Source organism: Enterococcus sp. AZ191 (assembly GCF_051713845.1).
GTDB lineage: Bacteria > Bacillota > Bacilli > Lactobacillales > Enterococcaceae > Enterococcus_B > Enterococcus_B durans.
This window is the reverse complement of record NZ_JBIOQS010000001.1, coordinates 2,294,306-2,310,929: the sequence shown is the minus strand read 5'-3', so window position 1 is coordinate 2,310,929 and position 16,624 is coordinate 2,294,306. Positions and strand designations below refer to the sequence as shown.

Sequence of the window (16,624 nt, the reverse complement as noted above, 5' to 3'; positions counted from 1 at the left end):
TGGAGGTCTTTTATATGTCACAAGTAGTTACAGATACGACATTTAACGAAGAAACAGACAAAGGCTTAGTATTGGTTGACTTTTGGGCAACTTGGTGTGGACCTTGTCGCATGCAAGCACCAATTTTGGATCAATTAGCAGAAGAATACGATGAAGATGAATTCAGAATCGTAAAAATGGATGTAGATGAAAATCCGCAAACACCACAAGAGTTTGGGATCATGAGTATTCCAACGTTATTGTTGAAAAAAGATGGACAAGTAGTTGAAAAAGCGATTGGTGTTCATACGAAAGAACAATTACGTCAAATGATCAGTCAATATCTATAAAATAAACAACCTTGCTTATAAGGTCGTGAAAACTAGTTACAAGGGTTAAAAAAGATCGTTAATTCGAATTCAGAGGGTGAGACAAAAAGTGATGTTTACTTTTGTCTCGCCCTCCTCTTTTTTCGCAGTGTCATAATGCAGACGATACCTGTAAAATTTAATTTATTGTCAAAATAAATGACAGTGAAACAACGAATTTATCAATCATGTTATAATGAATACAATGAAATCTGAAAGGAAGTATACAATGAATGAACGTATCAAAAACAAATTAGCTTTACTTCCTGATCAACCAGGCTGCTATTTGATGAAAGATAAAAATGGGACGATTATTTATGTGGGAAAAGCAAAAATTCTAAAGAATCGTGTCCGTTCTTATTTTACAGGTAGCCACAATACCAAAACAGAACGATTAGTTAGTGAGATCGTAGACTTTGAATATATCGTGACTGAATCAAATATCGAAGCCTTGCTTTTAGAAATCAACTTGATCAAGAAGAACGATCCTAAATATAATATCATGCTAAAGGATGACAAGACGTATCCTTTTTTAAAAATCACCAATGAAAAATATCCACGTTTAGTGATCACACGTAAAGTATTGAAGGATAAAGCTTTTTATTTTGGACCTTATCCCGATGTAGGGGCTGCGAATGAAACAAAGAAAATACTTGATCGGTTATTTCCTTTACGCAAATGTAAGCCAAGTCAAACAAAAGAACCATGTTTGTATTATCATTTAGGCCAATGTTTATGTCCGTATTACTTTAATGTCGATCCTAAAGTATACACGAAAATCGTTGATGAAGTAAAAGGGTTTCTAAACGGGGGACATGAAAAAGTCGAGTCAGAGATCCACCAAAAAATGATGCTGGCTTCCGAAAATATGGAATTTGAAAAAGCCGCAGAATACCGCGATCAGATCCGAGCAATCGAAACGATCATGACAAGACAGAAAATGACGAATACCGATTTAGTGGATCGAGATGTATTTGGTTATGCCATCGATAAAGGGTGGATGTGTGTCCAAGTATTTTTTGTGAGACAAGGAAAATTGATCGAACGTGACGTTTCTATCTTTCCTTTTTATAATGAAGCAGAAGAAGACTTTTTAACGTATATCGGTCAATTCTATCAAGAAAATGAACATTTCATCCCCAAAGAAGTCTTGATCCCTGATACGATCGACCAATTAAGCGTGGAAGCTCTATTAGATACCAAAGTGTTACAGCCAAAAAGAGGCGAAAAGAAAAAACTAGTGGAACTTGCTAATAAAAATGCAACGGTTGCCTTAAATGAACGATTTGATCTGATTGCGCGAAAACAGGAACGAACGATTGGCGCCGTGGAACGGTTAGGAAATGCAATGAACATCCCTACACCAACACGTATCGAATCTTTCGATAATTCAAATATCATGGGAACAAATCCAGTCGCTGCGATGGTCGTATTTATTGACGGGAAACCAGCAAAAAAGGAATACCGCAAATATAAGATCAAAACAGTGAAGGGACCTGATGATTATGCCTCCATGAGGGAAGTTATCTATCGTCGGTATGCACGTGTGATCCGTGAAGGCTTATCTTTGCCTGATTTGATCTTGATTGATGGGGGGAAAGGGCAAGTCGATGTTGCAAAAGATGTGCTGGAGAACCAGTTAGGTATCGATATTCCCGTAGCTGGAATGGCCAAAAATGAAAAGCATAAAACGAATGAATTACTTTTTGGTTCAGATCTAGCTGTCGTTCCATTAGAAAGAAATTCACCTGAGTTCTTTTTATTGCAACGAGTACAAGATGAAGTCCATCGATTTGCAATCACGTTTCACCGACAACTTCGAAGTAAAAATAGTTTTGCTTCTCGCTTAGATGAAATCGAAGGATTAGGACCAAAACGGAAAAAAAATCTTTTAAAAGAATTCAAATCTCTTAAAAATATTACAGCAGCAACAGTCGAAGAACTTCAACAAATCGGCTTACCTAAAAATGTCGCACAAAATGTTTTTGACAAATTACATGAAAACTAACAGAGGACGCTTTACAAACAATGTAAAGTGTCCTATGATTTTTTTATGAGAAAATGATAGCCAACAATCGTTTCGGTACAATAGGGGGTGTTTCTTCTTAAACGTCAGGTTCCCCTCTTGTTCTATTCTTACGAATGTATGCGATTTATTTTTTGAAGAAATATACTAGTGGCGAAGGAGTGAAACGATGTTAGAAGTTAAAGACCTGGTAAAGACTTTTGGGAACTACACAGCTGTTGACCATGTATCATTTCAGATTCCAGATGGAAAGATCATGGGATTGATCGGACAAAACGGGGCGGGAAAAACCACGACGTTTCGACTGATTTTAGATTTTTTGACACAAGATCAAGGGGAAGTATTATGGAATGGTCATCATTTAGGAGAAAAAGATTACGATATCATTGGGTATCTGCCTGAAGAACGAGGATTATATCCAAAAGTGACGATCCAAGATCAACTGGTGTATTTTGCGGAATTACGCGGAAAATCAAAAAAAGAAATTGAACCGAAAATCGATTTTTGGATGGAAAAATTCCAAGTAAAAGGCAAGAAAACAGATAAAGTCAAATCGCTATCGAAAGGAAATCAGCAAAAGGTACAGTTGATTGCCACGTTGATCCATGAACCCAAGCTGATCATCCTAGATGAACCATTTAGCGGGTTGGATCCAGTAAACGCAGAACTATTGAAAGATGGGATCATTGAATTAAAAGAGAAGGGTTCTTGTGTGATCTTCTCAAGTCATAATATGGATAATGTTGAAAAAATCTGTGATCATTTGATCATGTTGCGAAATGGGAAAATGGTTTTAGATGGAAAAGTACATGAAATCAGAGAATCTTTTGGCCGAACAAAAGTATTTTTAGAATCTGATCTGACACAACAAGACGTAGCTGAAATCGAAGGAGTTAAACATGTGATCCTTCATGAAGACCAAACATTGGAAGTCACATTAGAAGATCCAGATGCAGGAAAAGAGATTTTCACGCGAGCAACTCAGTTTGGCTACATTCCGATGTTCAATCAGCAACCGCCTACTTTGGAAGAGATCTTCAAAATGAAAGCAGGTGAGATGGATGCGTAAATTTTGGATCATTACAAAAGATGTTTATTTAAAAAATATCAAATCTATTTCTTTTTTGATCATGATCTTAGTGCCATTTATTATGATGGGGGTCATTTACGTTGCAGGGAATTTTGCGCAACAAAATAGTGAGGTCAATAAAATTGGGGTCCTATCAGATGATCCGCAGTTGACACAACAACTAGGTCAAGTGAAAACAGATGATTTTGAGTTTAAAGCAATCGATTCAACAAAAAAGGCACAAAAAGAATTGGCAGATGAAAAAATCGATGCCTATATGACCATTTCGGTAGCTAACGACGAGGTCAAAGGGGAGCTCTATAGCGAAAATTCATTAGGTCAAAGTACGCAGTTACTTATCCAACAACAACTGACAGGTGCGCAATCGATGCTTAGAGCAAGTATGCTGGGCGTTTCGCCAGAAGAAGTAGCAAGTCTTAGTCAGCCAGCAAGTTTTTCCCGACAAAAAGTCAGTTTCAACGATCAAGGAAAGATGACTGTGGGAGAAGACAATTCTGATGTACAATATGTAGTTAGCTATGTCGCAACGATCATCTTGTTCATCATTATCTTAACGTATGCACAAATCATTGCACAGGAGATTGCTTCTGAAAAGGGTACGCGTATCATGGAAGTGATCTTATCTAGTACAACGGCTCAAAAACACTTCTATGGCAAATTGACAGGCGTTTTGCTTGTTGCTGTGACACAAATGGCATTATATGGCGTGATTTTTGGCGTCGGATTTAATCAATTTAAAAATATGGATATCGTGAAAAGTGCTTTAGATGGGATTTCTTTAGATAGCATTTTTGGACCATTCCTATGGTATTCATTGCTATTCATGTTTTTTGGTATCTTGATATTCGCTGTTCTAGCAGCACTATGCGGATCATTAGTGAATAAAGCAGAAGATACAGCAAAGGCGATTTTACCTGTCACCTATTTATCGCTAGGTGGATATATGTTAGGTCTGATCTTAGGTGCGTCTGATCCTAATAATATCGTCATTCGTATCACCTCTTATATTCCATTCCTTTCTTCTTACATCATGCCTGTTCGTTTAGCGAATGAAACGGTCGATGTGAGTGGAGCGATGGTCTCACTTGTCATATTGATCGTAGTCACTTTTGTTTTAATGTTTCTTTCTGCAAATATGTACAAATCTAATGTGCTTGTTTATAGCGAGGGTGGACTGTGGAGTTCATTGAAACAATCGATATCGATCATGAGAAATGAACGCAAAAAAGCGTAACACAAAACGAAGATGACGAAACGAGGTCGAGACAAAAGTCGTTTAGATTTGAGAAATTGGAGAAAAGAACGAACAATACGTTTTTTGTATTGCTCGTTCTTTTTTTTTTTTTTTGAAAATTCCGAAAAAACTGACTGTTGGACGCCTTTTATTCGGAATTATGGTCTATAGCAAACCTGATTTTTAGATTTATCCCACATTCATTTCTTTTTATAGATAGACCAATATTTTTTTGATCCGAGATGAATTAAGAGTTTAATCTTGAAAAAAGCGCTTATATTCACTATAATTTTAAGTATACCAATCTGGAGGTCTTAGAATGGATCAATATTTAGAGTTATTGTCAGAAAAATTCCCTACAACGGAAGATGTGATCACAGAGATCATTAATCTGGAGGCAATCTTGCAGCTTCCAAAAGGGACAGAGCTGTTTTTAAGTGATATCCATGGAGAATTTCCAGCGTTCGATCATATTTTGCGTATTGGTTCAGGAAATTTAAAAGAAAAAATCAAAGAGTTGTTTCATGATTCTTTGGATGAAGAAGACATCAAACAACTGACGCTCTTTGTTGCATATCCAGAATATGCTGTCACAACTGAATGGTACGAAAAGCAAGATAAATCACAGTTGATCCATCAATTGATCGAATTGTTACGTTTCACTTCTGTAAAGTATACACGTTCAAAAGTTCGAAAAGGACTGCCTAAAGAGTATAGTTACATCATTGAGGAACTATTGTATATCGATGACCGAGTTGCCGGCAAAAAAGAGTATGTCAAAAAAATCATTGATCAATTGACGTTGATGGATGAAGAACAGCGTTTTTTGAAAAAATTGGCGCAGACGATCCAAACAATGGTCATTGATCATGTCCATATTGTTGGGGATATCTTTGATCGAGGTACTCAAGCTGCAAAAGTGATGGATCGACTGATGAAATTCTCATCTGTCGATATCCAATGGGGAAACCACGATCTTTTATGGCTTGGCGCTTATTGTGGTTCGGAAGCCTGCTTGTTGACACTGTTAAGGATTGCCGCTCGGTACAACTATTTATTTGATTTGGAGAAAGAATATGGCTTGAACTTCCGTATTTTAGCTTCTTTTTCAAATGATAATTATGATGAAAACCCTCTGTTTACACCAAAAAATCATGAGGAGTTAACAACAAGAGAACGAAAAGAAATGGAGAAGATCCATCAGGCACTTGCAATCATGCAATTTAAAGTGGAGTCACAAATATTGGAACGACGACCAGAGTTTGAGATGGCCCAACGAGATTTACTGACTCAAATCGACTATTCTCACAACACGATCAAGTTAGACGGAACGGTTCATACGATCAATGGCGCTTGTTTTCAAACGATTGATCCAAAGAATCCGAATCAATTGTTGCCAGAAGAAAGGCAAGTGATCGATAGCTTGATGTACTCATTTCAACATTCTTTGAGAATGAAGAAGCATATGGAATTTTTATTGACCAAAGGAGCAATGTATCTGACATATAATCAGCATCTTTTGTTCCATGGATGTATACCGATCGATCCAGAAGGTGGCTTCCTGTCATTTTCTTTAGAAAATAAAAGTTATTCTGGTAAAGGATTATTGGATTTCTTTGAAAAGCAAATCCGAAATAGTGCGAAAAAGATTACTGTGAAAGATGATCTGGCAACAGATTTGATTTGGTATGCTTGGATAGGTCCATTTTCGCCGCTCTTTGGGAAAAGTAAGATGGCAACATTTGAACGTTATTTCCTAACTGAAAAGGAAACTCATATAGAGAAAAGAAATCCTTATTATACTTTAAGAAACGAGGAATGGTTCAGCAAGAAAGTTCTTAAAGAATTTGGTGTAGAAGAAAATGGATCAGTCATCATCAACGGTCATACTCCGGTCAAAGTCAAAAAAGGAGAATCACCGATCAGAGCCAATGGTACTGTCTTTGTGATTGATGGTGGATTGTCGAAGGCGTATCAAAAAACGACTGGGATCGCTGGTTATTCGCTATTGTATAACTCTTATGGCTTTCAAATCGTTACCCATTACCCCTTCCTTGGTATTGAACAACAATTAAAAAAGACGAGTAATCAAGCAGATGTCAAGAAAGTGATCGATCAACAACTGCCTAGAAAATTTAACCGAGACACATCCAAAGGAATAGAGTTACAACAACAAGTCAACCAATTGAAACGTTTATTGGCCTATCAACGCAAACAATAAAAAAATACGCAAAAGACTGATAGATTCAAGTGATCTGCGTATCATATTGCATTAATATTCTTGCACAAAATAGGTGAATAGTTGCTGATCAAGTGGATTTGTGCGGTGAGTAAGCTCTGGATGCCATTGGACACCTAATAGTTTTAGTTCCGTACTTTCCACGCCTTCAATCAGACCATCTGGTGAAAGAGCAGTAGCTTTTAAAGCAGGGGCTAATTCTTTTACTGCTTGATGATGGTACGAATTTACAAAATACGATGTGGGAAGAAATTTATTTAATGCCGTATCCGTAAGAATAGTGACTTCATGAGTGGAAAATTGTGGCTCAGTCGGAAATTGATCGTGTTTGACAGACCAATCGGAATATAGAGATAGGTCTTGGTATAAGCTTCCTCCAAGGGCGACATTCAAAAGTTGCATGCCACGACAAACAGCCAGGATCGGTTTCTTTTGTTTTAGTGCTTCTTTGATCAATGATTTTTCAAAATGATCTCTTTGTAGATTCGTTTCCATCAGTTTTGGATGCGGAGCTTCATGATAAAGTTGAGGTGAAACATCTTGACCGCCTGTAAGGATCAGCTTGTCGATCTGCTGGATGTAAGAAGACGCACTGCTAGGTTCAGAGATCGGCAAGATCATGGGCAGTCCGCCAGCCTGCTGGACTGCGTTGACAAATCCTTGAGGGGTATAGGTTACTTGGTTTCCCTGAAAGGTATCAGTTGCTCTGATCAACTGATTACCGGCAATTCCAATGATAGGTGACATAAAAATTCCTCCCAATAATAAATTAGACATATTCTATCAGTAATTTAAAAATTTTTAAAACACTTTGTATATATGAAGAAAAAACTTATTTTGTCGTTCGTCCCTTTGGAAAAATAATTTTTTACAAAGAGAATGAGAGAACGCTGTTGAATTCTATTCATATTTTGTTATACTTTAATTAAAGTACGAATAAAAAAGGTTGGGCGCAAGCTTCAAGGATCTAGTTCTTCAAGGGGTGAGAAGAACGTTTTTTGAAAGTGCCTGATTTTAAACAGTTATCTTAAAAGGGTACATACTTTCAATGAAAAAGAAAGCATGTACCCTTTTTTTAACAGAAAGGATGTGTGAATTTTGCTAGAGGCTCTAGAGAAGATACAAGAAGCGGAACAAAAAAATCAACAATCGTTGGTCAAATTAAACGAAGAATTAAATAATTATTCTGAGTCAAAAGAAAAAGAATTAGCAGCAATAGAAGAAAAACATCGGCAACAGTTAGCGCAGTTGATCGAGGAGAAAATCAGTTTGGAAGAAAAACAAACTGCAGAACAAAAAGAGCAGTTGAAGGCAACTGAAAAAGAACTTCAGGAACGCTTGCTTGAGCAATATCAGACACATCAAGAACAAGCAATCGCGGCGATTATCGAAAGGGTGATACAGACATATGGCCGTCACTAAGATGGAAAAAGTGACTCTCATTTCAGATAAGAAAAATCAAGAGCAGATCCTGCAAGCTGTCCAAGGAATGCATGCTGTTGAAATTCGTGACCTTTTTCAAGAATCTGAGAATAATGAATGGGTAGAAGAATATTTCCCTGAAACTGCTACGATCGACAAAGAATCTAAGGCAGCCGTTTTGATAAGTGAACTATCAGAAATAAGAACAGCGATTCAATTTATTGAACATCACGGGGAAAAAGGACAGAAAAAAAGACATCTAAAAAGACGGGAACTCTCTTTACAAGAATTGGAAAGAGATTACTCTGAAGAGGCGTTTCAAAGGAAATTAAATGAAGTACTCTCACTGAAAGAACGATGGGAACAATTGATAGATGAACGTGATCAGTTAGAAAGCGAAGAAGAATGGTTGAATAACTGGCAAAATCTTGATGCGGCACCTTCTGCTTTTCTTAGTCAGGTTACGTCATTCGTCATCGGAACAGTCAGTGCAGCCAATGCCGAAGCCTTCAAAGAAGAACTGGCAAAGATACAAGATATCTATCTTGAGGAAGTCAACGCGACACAAACAACGGTCTATTTTGCTTATATCGTGTTGCAAAACAAGATACAAGTTGTAGATGATATCACTAGTCGTTATGGGTTCGTCAAAGAAGAGTATAAATACGAAAATAGTCCGCGCCAACAGCTAAATGTTGTAAAGAAACAACTAACCGAAATCAGTAAGCAACAAAAGAAGCTTGCTTCTGAAATTGCTAGTTGCAGCGGCTATATTGTTGAATTTGAATGGACAGAAGAAATACTTTTGGCTAGAGCGGAGCGAGTAGCAATCACGAATCGACTGGTCCGCTCACCATACTTGATCATTGTGCAAGGTTGGATAGATAATGAAGAAAAAGAAGATTTTATCCATTTGTTGCAACAAGAACATTTGGCAGAAGAAGTATATGTCAGTTTTGAAGAACCAACGGTGAACGAAATAGCAGAAGAAGTACCAACTAAACTGAAAAATCATCCAATCGTAGCACCATTTGAAATGTTGACGGAGATGTACAGTTTGCCAAAGTATGAAGAGGTAGATCCTACACCATGGATGACCCCATTTTATCTTGTCTTTTTCGGGATGATGGTGGCTGATATCGGGTATGGATTGCTGATGTTTCTAGGCGCTTTTCTTGTCCAAAGATTCATTGTACTGCCTCGTAGTATGCAGCGATTTGCTAAATTTTTTGAGATTTTAGCGGTCCCTTCAATTATTTGGGGATTCATCTATAGTTCCTTCTTTGGAAACGAGCTACCAAAAGAGATAGGTGGTATCCATTTACCGTTTCCGATATTATCAACGACCAACGATGTCAATACGATCTTGATCTTGTCTGTCATCTTTGGCTTGATCCAAATACTAGTTGGATTATTTATTGCAGCAAAGGAAAACATGAAACGTAAAGCGTATATCGATGCGATCAATGAAGGTTTCGCTTGGCAAGGGATTTTGATGGGGATCATCTTTGTTTTGCTAGGCATGATGGTCTTAAAGAATCAAGCATTTGTTTACCTAGGAATCGGATTAGCAGTTCTTTCCGCATTGTGCATTCTGATCATTCCTATTTTTCAATCTTCATCCAAAGTCAAAGGGATGGCGAAGGGTGCCTATAACTTATATGGCTTGACCGGATATATTGGAGATTTGGTCAGTTACACTCGTTTGATGGCTTTAGGAATATCTGGAGGAAGCATAGGTGCTGCGTTCAATATGTTAGTGGCATTCATGCCGCCCGCTGCACGTTTTAGTGTGGGGATCATCCTGATCATTGCGCTTCATGCTCTTAATATGTTTTTGACACTTTTAAGTGCATATGTTCATGGTGCAAGATTACAATACGTTGAATTTTTTGGGAAATTTTATAGTGGAGGCGGACGTGCCTTTAAACCGTTCAAAACAGCGGAGAAATACGTCAACATCAATCATAAGAAAAAATAGATATAATTGGAGGAATTTGAAACAATGATGGATTATTTGATTAGTCAAAACGGTGGAATGGTATTTGCGGTATTAGCGATGGCAACAGCAACGATTTTTTCAGGGATTGGATCTGCTAAAGGAGTTGGTATGACAGGGGAAGCTGCAGCAGCTTTGACGACAAGCCAACCGGAAAAATTTGGTCAAGCACTGATTTTACAGTTGCTTCCAGGGACACAGGGACTTTACGGATTTGTTATTGCCTTTTTGATCTTCATCAATTTGGGAAGCGATATGACAGTTGTTCAAGGACTTAATTTTTTAGGTGCCTCTTTACCAATCGCATTTACGGGTCTATTTTCTGGTATCGCTCAAGGGAAAGTTGCCGCTGCTGGTATTCAAATTTTAGCGAAAAAACCAGAACACGCAACGAAAGGGATCATTTATGCGGCGATGGTAGAGACATATGCTATCCTAGGATTCGTTATTTCTTTCTTACTTGTTCTAAATGCTTAAGATTTATAAGGAGGAAGCCCAGTGGATGCTATTGATAAAATCATCACGCAGATGAATAAAACAGCGCAAGAAGAACGAACACTTCTCGAAGCGACGAAACGAAACGAAATCGAGCAAGAATTTGAAACGAAGCGGTTAAAATTAGAAAATGACTTTCAAAAACAAAAAGCAAGGCAATTAGAAGGCATTGAGCGAAATTACCGCCAATTGAGAAATAGACAGCAAGTAGAAAGTCGACAACAGACATTGAATGAGAAGCAAAATTTTTTACAACGGTTATTTTCAGAAGCTACTACTCAACTGGAAAGCCAACCTAACGAAGCGCAAATCGATTTGATGACAGAAATGCTTCATACATTGACTTTGACGGGACATGTTCGTTTGATTTTAGGCGAAAAAACAGTGGATCATGTTTCTTTAGAATTGATCGATAAGTGGAATAATGAACTTCCCTTTGAATTGGTATTGGATGAAGAAGTGATTGAAAAGCAAGCTGGTTTTTTGATTGATGATCAAGGCGTACAGTATAACTTTTTGTACCGTAATTTAATAAGAGAAGTGGAAGAAACGATGCGCTTTGAAATTGCTCAACAATTATTTGATTAAGGAGGGATGACGAATGGAGTACCATGAATTGAATCCCTTGATACGCGGCAGAGAACTGGAATTGATCTCTAAAGAAACCTTTGACCGAATGCTTCAAGTTGATTCAATCGAAGACCTTGGAGAGATTTTAAAGACCACGATCTACAGTCCCTATATCCACGAAGGATTTGAGTATGATTTTGAAGACAATCTGGCAAAAGAACGAAGCGAGTTATTCAAATGGTTGAAAGAGTCTTCCCCAGAACCAGAAATCGTTTGGATCTACACGATGCGTTATACATTTCATAATTTGAAGGTGTTGACGAAGTCAGAGATGACTGGAAAAGATTTAGACCATCTGTTCATTGATGATGGGTTCTATACACTTGAGGAAGTAAAAGATGCGATTCATACACAAGCATCGTCTGTCTTACCAAGTAACCTGATGACTTGTATCAAAGAAGTTCGAGAATATTTTGATGCCTCTTCTGTTTTGCAGGGAATTGATGTCATTTATGATCGATGTTTTCTGACAGAACAGCGTAGGTTAGGGGAAAAACTTGGCTATCAGGAGTTACTAGAAGAAATCATCGCTTTCATTGATTTAACGAATATTACAACTATGGCAAGAGGAATCCTACAGCAACAATCTCTTGGATTCATGACCACAGTCATTTCCAGCTCAGGAGAGATTGCGAAGGAAAGTTTCTTGTCCTTTGTGCATAGTGATCTCGAATCGTATATTCAATTTTTACAATCTACAAATTATAGTGAGTTATTAAAACCGGTAATACAGGATGGAACGATCGATTTGGTGAGGTTAGAGCAATTGAAAGATGACTATTTAAGTTCTTATTATCAAATTGCTCAGACCCAAGCTTTTGGACCTTTACTTCTATTGGCCTTTATGAACGCGAAAGAAGTAGAATGCAAGAATCTTCGACTGTTGATCATTGGTAAAAGAAATCATTTTTCGATCGAACAGTTAAAAGAAAGGATGAGACAAGTCTATGACGCATAAAATAGGTGTAGTGGGCGATAAAGATTCTGTCTTGCCATTCAAATTATTTGGATTCGATGTTCGAAATAGTGCTACGAAGCAGGAGATCAGACACACTGTTGATGAGATGGCTAAACAAGGATACGGGGTCATTTATTTAACGGAGCAGTGCGCAAAGGAAATCCCTGAAACAATCGAGCGCTATAAAGGACAGTTGACACCAGCAATCATCTTGATCCCAAATCATCAAGGATCTTTGGGGATCGGGATTGCTGAGATACAAAAAAGTGTAGAAAAAGCAGTTGGACAAAATATCTTATAATAGAAAAAGGAGATAATCATTTGCAAATTGGAAAAATCATAAAAGTCTCCGGTCCTCTCGTTATGGCAGAAAATATGTCGGATGCAAGTATCCAAGACATGTGTTTAGTGGGAGATTTAGGAGTCATCGGTGAAATTATCGAGATGCGTGGCGATGTCGCATCGATTCAGGTTTACGAAGAAACTTCAGGGATCGGTCCTGGAGAACCCGTTCGATCGACTGGTGAAGCATTGTCAGTCGAACTAGGACCAGGGATCATCGCTCAAATGTTTGATGGTATCCAACGGCCTTTAGATACATTTATGGAGGTAACTCAAAGTAATTTCCTAGGCCGGGGTATCCAATTGCCCGCATTGGATCATGAGAAAAAATGGTGGTTCGAACCTATAAGTGAAATCGGGGATGAGGTCAGTGCTGGTGATGTAATCGGCTATGTCGACGAAACTAAGATCATCAAGCATAAAATCATGGTTCCTCACGGTATCAAAGGGAAAATCGAGAAGATCGAAAGAGGCTCATTTACGATCGACGAACCAGTCTGTGTCATTAGTACAGAAGATGGCAAGAAAGAATTAACGATGTTACAGAAGTGGCCCGTACGAAGAAGCCGTCCTATCAAAGAAAAATTGAATCCTGATGCACCAATGATCACAGGACAACGGGTCATCGATACATTTTTCCCTGTCACAAAGGGTGGAGCAGCGGCTGTTCCAGGTCCATTCGGTGCGGGAAAGACAGTTGTACAGCATCAGATCGCCAAATGGGCAAATGTTGATTTAGTGGTCTATGTGGGCTGTGGTGAACGTGGCAATGAAATGACGGATGTACTGAACGAGTTTCCAGAATTGATCGATCCAAATACTGGGGAGTCATTGATGGAACGTACAGTATTGATCGCTAACACCTCCAATATGCCGGTAGCGGCCCGAGAAGCTTCTATCTATACAGGTATCACCATCGCGGAATACTTCCGTGATATGGGGTATGATGTGGCAATCATGGCAGATTCAACTTCTCGCTGGGCAGAAGCACTCCGTGAAATGAGCGGACGTTTGGAAGAGATGCCTGGGGATGAAGGTTATCCTGCGTACCTAGGTTCTCGTTTAGCAGAATATTATGAACGTTCTGGTAGAGTGATTGCGTTAGGTTCAGATAATCGTGAAGGAAGTATTACAGCAATCAGCGCAGTTTCACCATCTGGCGGGGATGTTTCAGAACCAGTCACACAAAATACGTTACGGGTCGTGAAAGTTTTCTGGGGATTGGATTCAACGTTAGCCCAAAAACGACATTTCCCATCAATCAACTGGATTCAAAGTTATTCCTTGTATTCAACTGAAGTAGGAAAATATATGGATCAAGTGTTACAAGAAAACTGGTCAGAGATGGTTGCCACTGGCATGCGTATTTTACAGGAAGAAGAACAATTGAATGAAATCGTACGCTTAGTAGGGATCGACTCCTTATCCGACAATGATCGTTTGACATTGGAAGTCGCAAAATCGATCCGTGAAGACTACTTACAACAAAATGCATTTGATGATGTCGATACATTTACTTCTAGGGAAAAACAATTCAAAATGCTAAAAATGATTTTGATGTTTGGCGAAGAAGCACGCAAGGCTTTGAGTTTAGGTGCATATCTTAATGAGATCATGGATGGCACTGTTTCTATCAGAGAACGTATCGGTCGAAGCAAATACATTCCAGAAGACGATCTATCAAAATTAGATGCGATCAATCAGGAAATCAAAGAAACGATGAAAGCAATCATCTCTGAAGGAGGAATGGCCAATGATTAAAGAATATCGAACGATCGAAGAAGTGGTCGGACCTTTGATGGCGGTAGAAAAAGTTTCTGGAGTAAAGTATGAAGAACTGATCGAAGTCCGCATGCAAAATGGTGAGATCCGTCGGGGACAAGTACTTGAAGTGCAAGAAGATAAAGCGATGGTCCAGATTTTTGAAGGGACTAGTGGAATCAATCTAAGGGATTCTTCTGTTCGTTTCTTAGGTCACCCACTGCAATTGGGTGTATCAGAAGATATGATCGGTCGCGTCTTTGACGGACTAGGTAGACCAAAAGACAATGGACCAGAAATCTTGCCAGAGAAATATTTGGATATCAACGGTGAAGTAATCAATCCTGTTGCGAGAGACTATCCCGATGAGTTCATCCAAACAGGTATTTCGGCAATCGATCATTTGAACACGTTAGTTCGCGGACAAAAACTACCAGTCTTTTCTGGTTCAGGGTTACCCCATAAAGAATTAGCTGCACAAATTGCGAGACAAGCAACTGTACTGGATTCTTCAGATGATTTTGCTGTCGTCTTTGCCGCAATAGGGATCACTTTTGAAGAAGCAGAGTTTTTCATGGAAGATTTCCGTCAAACGGGCGCAATCGATCGGTCGGTGATGTTCATGAATTTGGCCAATGATCCAGCAATCGAAAGGATCGCGACACCAAGAATGGCGCTGACAGCTGCAGAATATCTGGCTTATGAAAAAGGCATGCATGTGTTGGTCATCATGACAGACATGACCAACTATGCCGAAGCGTTGCGCGAAATCTCCGCTGCTCGTCGAGAAGTACCAGGACGCCGTGGCTATCCGGGCTATCTCTACACGAATTTGGCGACATTGTTTGAACGTGCAGGGCGTATTCGAGGATTGAAAGGATCAGTGACACAGATACCGATCTTGACGATGCCAGAAGATGATAAGACCCACCCAATACCCGATTTGACCGGCTATATCACTGAAGGACAGATCATTTTGACTAGAGAGCTGTATAAGAGTGGCATCCAGCCACCAATCGATGTATTGCCGTCTCTTTCTCGTTTGAAAGACAAAGGAACAGGCGCTGGGAAAACGCGAGAGGATCATGCAGCAACGATGAATCAACTATTTGCAGCTTATGCACAGGGAAAACAGGCAAAAGAATTAGCTGTCGTTTTGGGTGAATCTGCATTATCAGATGTCGATAAAATCTATGCGAAATTTGCGGAGCGATTCGAGAATGAATATGTGAATCAAGGATTCTATACAAACCGAACAATTACAGAAACACTTGATTTAGGTTGGGAACTTTTAGCGATGCTTCCACGAACTGAATTAAAACGGATCAAAGACGATCTACTGGACAAGTATCTGTCGGAAGGGAAGTGAGTTTTTCGATGCGATTAAACGTCAATCCAACTAGAATGGAATTAACTCGATTAAAAAAACAATTGACGACCGCAACCAGAGGGCATAAACTTTTAAAAGACAAACAGGATGAATTGATGCGACAATTCATTCTATTGATTCGTAAAAATAATGACTTGCGACAGACAGTGGAAAAAACAATGGGACAGGCGATGAGTGACTTCGTTTTGGCGAAATCAACGATCAATGACTCGTTCATTGAGGAGTTGCTCGCTTTGCCTACTGAAAACGTGGAACTTTCTGTCGTAGAGAAAAATATCATGAGTGTCAAAGTACCGATCATGAATTTTCAGTATGATGAGCAACTAAGTGATGCGCCATTAGAATATGGTTTTCTGAATTCCAATGCTGAATTGGATCGTTCGATCGACCGTTTCACTCATTTGTTGCCGAAACTTCTAGAGTTGTCAGAAATCGAAAAATCGTGTCAGCTGATGGCAGAAGAAATCGAGAAGACAAGAAGACGGGTCAATGCTTTAGAGTATATGACGATCCCACAGTTGGAAGAAACGATTTATTATATTAAAATGAAACTGGAAGAAAATGAACGTGCGGAAGTGACTCGTTTGATCAAAGTCAAAAATATGGGCAACAAGCAGTAGCCAAAAAGTGACCGTCCGAGTGAATGATTCTTTAGACGAAACGAAAAAGTTGCTGCAAAAACTTGAGAGAA

Annotated in this window: 15 protein-coding genes and 1 other annotated feature; of the genes, 14 read left to right on the top strand and 1 reads right to left on the bottom strand. The window is 38.9% G+C overall.

All coding sequences use genetic code 11. From position 1 onward, the window contains the following. Positions 1 to 14 precede the first annotated feature (14 nt). The 5 genes from trxA (at position 15) to IGI47_RS11155 (ending at position 6,918) form a co-directional block, all read left to right on the top strand. Positions 15 to 329, top strand: coding sequence for a thioredoxin (gene trxA, locus IGI47_RS11175; protein WP_053109215.1), 315 nt, complete (start codon positions 15 to 17; stop codon positions 327 to 329). 247 nt (positions 330 to 576) lie between these two features. Next, positions 577 to 2,355, top strand: a complete 1,779-nt coding sequence (uvrC, locus tag IGI47_RS11170) for an excinuclease ABC subunit UvrC (RefSeq protein ID WP_311929521.1) — start codon at positions 577 to 579, stop codon at positions 2,353 to 2,355. Between the two features lie 187 nt (positions 2,356 to 2,542). Next, on the top strand, positions 2,543 to 3,442 hold the full coding sequence (locus tag IGI47_RS11165; protein WP_053109213.1) for an ABC transporter ATP-binding protein: 900 nt from the start codon (positions 2,543 to 2,545) through the stop codon (positions 3,440 to 3,442). Continuing rightward, the gene (locus tag IGI47_RS11160) at positions 3,435 to 4,697 is read left to right on the top strand and encodes an ABC transporter permease (protein WP_438784236.1); all 1,263 of its coding nucleotides are present in this window, start codon (positions 3,435 to 3,437) and stop codon (positions 4,695 to 4,697) included. The genes IGI47_RS11165 and IGI47_RS11160 overlap by 8 nt, the downstream gene beginning before the upstream one ends. A gap of 319 nt (positions 4,698 to 5,016) precedes the next feature. After that, positions 5,017 to 6,918 carry a fructose-1,6-bisphosphatase gene (locus IGI47_RS11155; protein ID WP_438784234.1) on the top strand — a complete coding sequence of 634 codons (1,902 nt, stop codon included), beginning with the start codon at positions 5,017 to 5,019 and terminating at the stop codon, positions 6,916 to 6,918. 51 nt (positions 6,919 to 6,969) lie between these two features. Here IGI47_RS11155 and IGI47_RS11150 read toward each other — a convergent pair whose 3' ends face one another. Then, positions 6,970 to 7,683 (bottom strand): gamma-glutamyl-gamma-aminobutyrate hydrolase family protein, encoded by a 714-nt coding sequence (locus tag IGI47_RS11150; RefSeq protein ID WP_311929517.1) that lies wholly within the window; start codon positions 7,681 to 7,683, stop codon positions 6,970 to 6,972. A gap of 197 nt (positions 7,684 to 7,880) precedes the next feature. After that, positions 7,881 to 7,928, top strand: a sequence feature (sodium ion sensor (DUF1646 type); this cis-regulatory element may regulate processes involved in with the transportation of sodium ions). Positions 7,929 to 8,034: 106 nt separating this feature from the next. Between IGI47_RS11150 and IGI47_RS11145 the strand changes: the two genes are divergently transcribed. The 9 genes from IGI47_RS11145 to IGI47_RS11105 are packed head-to-tail and all read left to right on the top strand — an operon-like array spanning position 8,035 to position 16,553. After that, positions 8,035 to 8,358, top strand: a complete 324-nt coding sequence (locus IGI47_RS11145; RefSeq protein ID WP_311929516.1) for a hypothetical protein — start codon at positions 8,035 to 8,037, stop codon at positions 8,356 to 8,358. Then, entirely contained in the window at positions 8,345 to 10,339 is a 1,995-nt protein-coding gene (locus IGI47_RS11140) for a V-type ATP synthase subunit I (RefSeq protein WP_438784232.1), read from the top strand. Before IGI47_RS11145 ends, IGI47_RS11140 begins: the two co-directional genes overlap by 14 nt. A 24-nt stretch (positions 10,340 to 10,363) precedes the next feature. Further along, complete coding sequence (locus tag IGI47_RS11135; protein ID WP_005878375.1) at positions 10,364 to 10,834, top strand: V-type ATP synthase subunit K; 471 nt, start codon at positions 10,364 to 10,366, stop codon at positions 10,832 to 10,834. A gap of 21 nt (positions 10,835 to 10,855) precedes the next feature. Then, positions 10,856 to 11,440: an ATPase V gene (locus tag IGI47_RS11130; RefSeq protein WP_438784231.1), complete on the top strand. Its 585-nt coding sequence runs from the start codon at positions 10,856 to 10,858 to the stop codon at positions 11,438 to 11,440. A gap of 13 nt (positions 11,441 to 11,453) precedes the next feature. Then, on the top strand, positions 11,454 to 12,440 hold the full coding sequence (locus IGI47_RS11125) for a V-type ATPase subunit (RefSeq protein ID WP_311929510.1): 987 nt from the start codon (positions 11,454 to 11,456) through the stop codon (positions 12,438 to 12,440). Further along, positions 12,430 to 12,741 carry a V-type ATP synthase subunit F gene (locus IGI47_RS11120; protein ID WP_311929509.1) on the top strand — a complete coding sequence of 104 codons (312 nt, stop codon included), beginning with the start codon at positions 12,430 to 12,432 and terminating at the stop codon, positions 12,739 to 12,741. The genes IGI47_RS11125 and IGI47_RS11120 overlap by 11 nt, the downstream gene beginning before the upstream one ends. A 20-nt stretch (positions 12,742 to 12,761) precedes the next feature. Further along, positions 12,762 to 14,543 carry a V-type ATP synthase subunit A gene (locus tag IGI47_RS11115; RefSeq protein ID WP_311929508.1) on the top strand — a complete coding sequence of 594 codons (1,782 nt, stop codon included), beginning with the start codon at positions 12,762 to 12,764 and terminating at the stop codon, positions 14,541 to 14,543. After that, the gene (locus IGI47_RS11110) at positions 14,536 to 15,912 is read left to right on the top strand and encodes a V-type ATP synthase subunit B (RefSeq protein WP_438784229.1); all 1,377 of its coding nucleotides are present in this window, start codon (positions 14,536 to 14,538) and stop codon (positions 15,910 to 15,912) included. Before IGI47_RS11115 ends, IGI47_RS11110 begins: the two co-directional genes overlap by 8 nt. 8 nt (positions 15,913 to 15,920) lie before the next feature. Next, entirely contained in the window at positions 15,921 to 16,553 is a 633-nt protein-coding gene (locus IGI47_RS11105) for a V-type ATP synthase subunit D (protein WP_311929507.1), read from the top strand. Positions 16,554 to 16,624 lie beyond the last annotated feature (71 nt).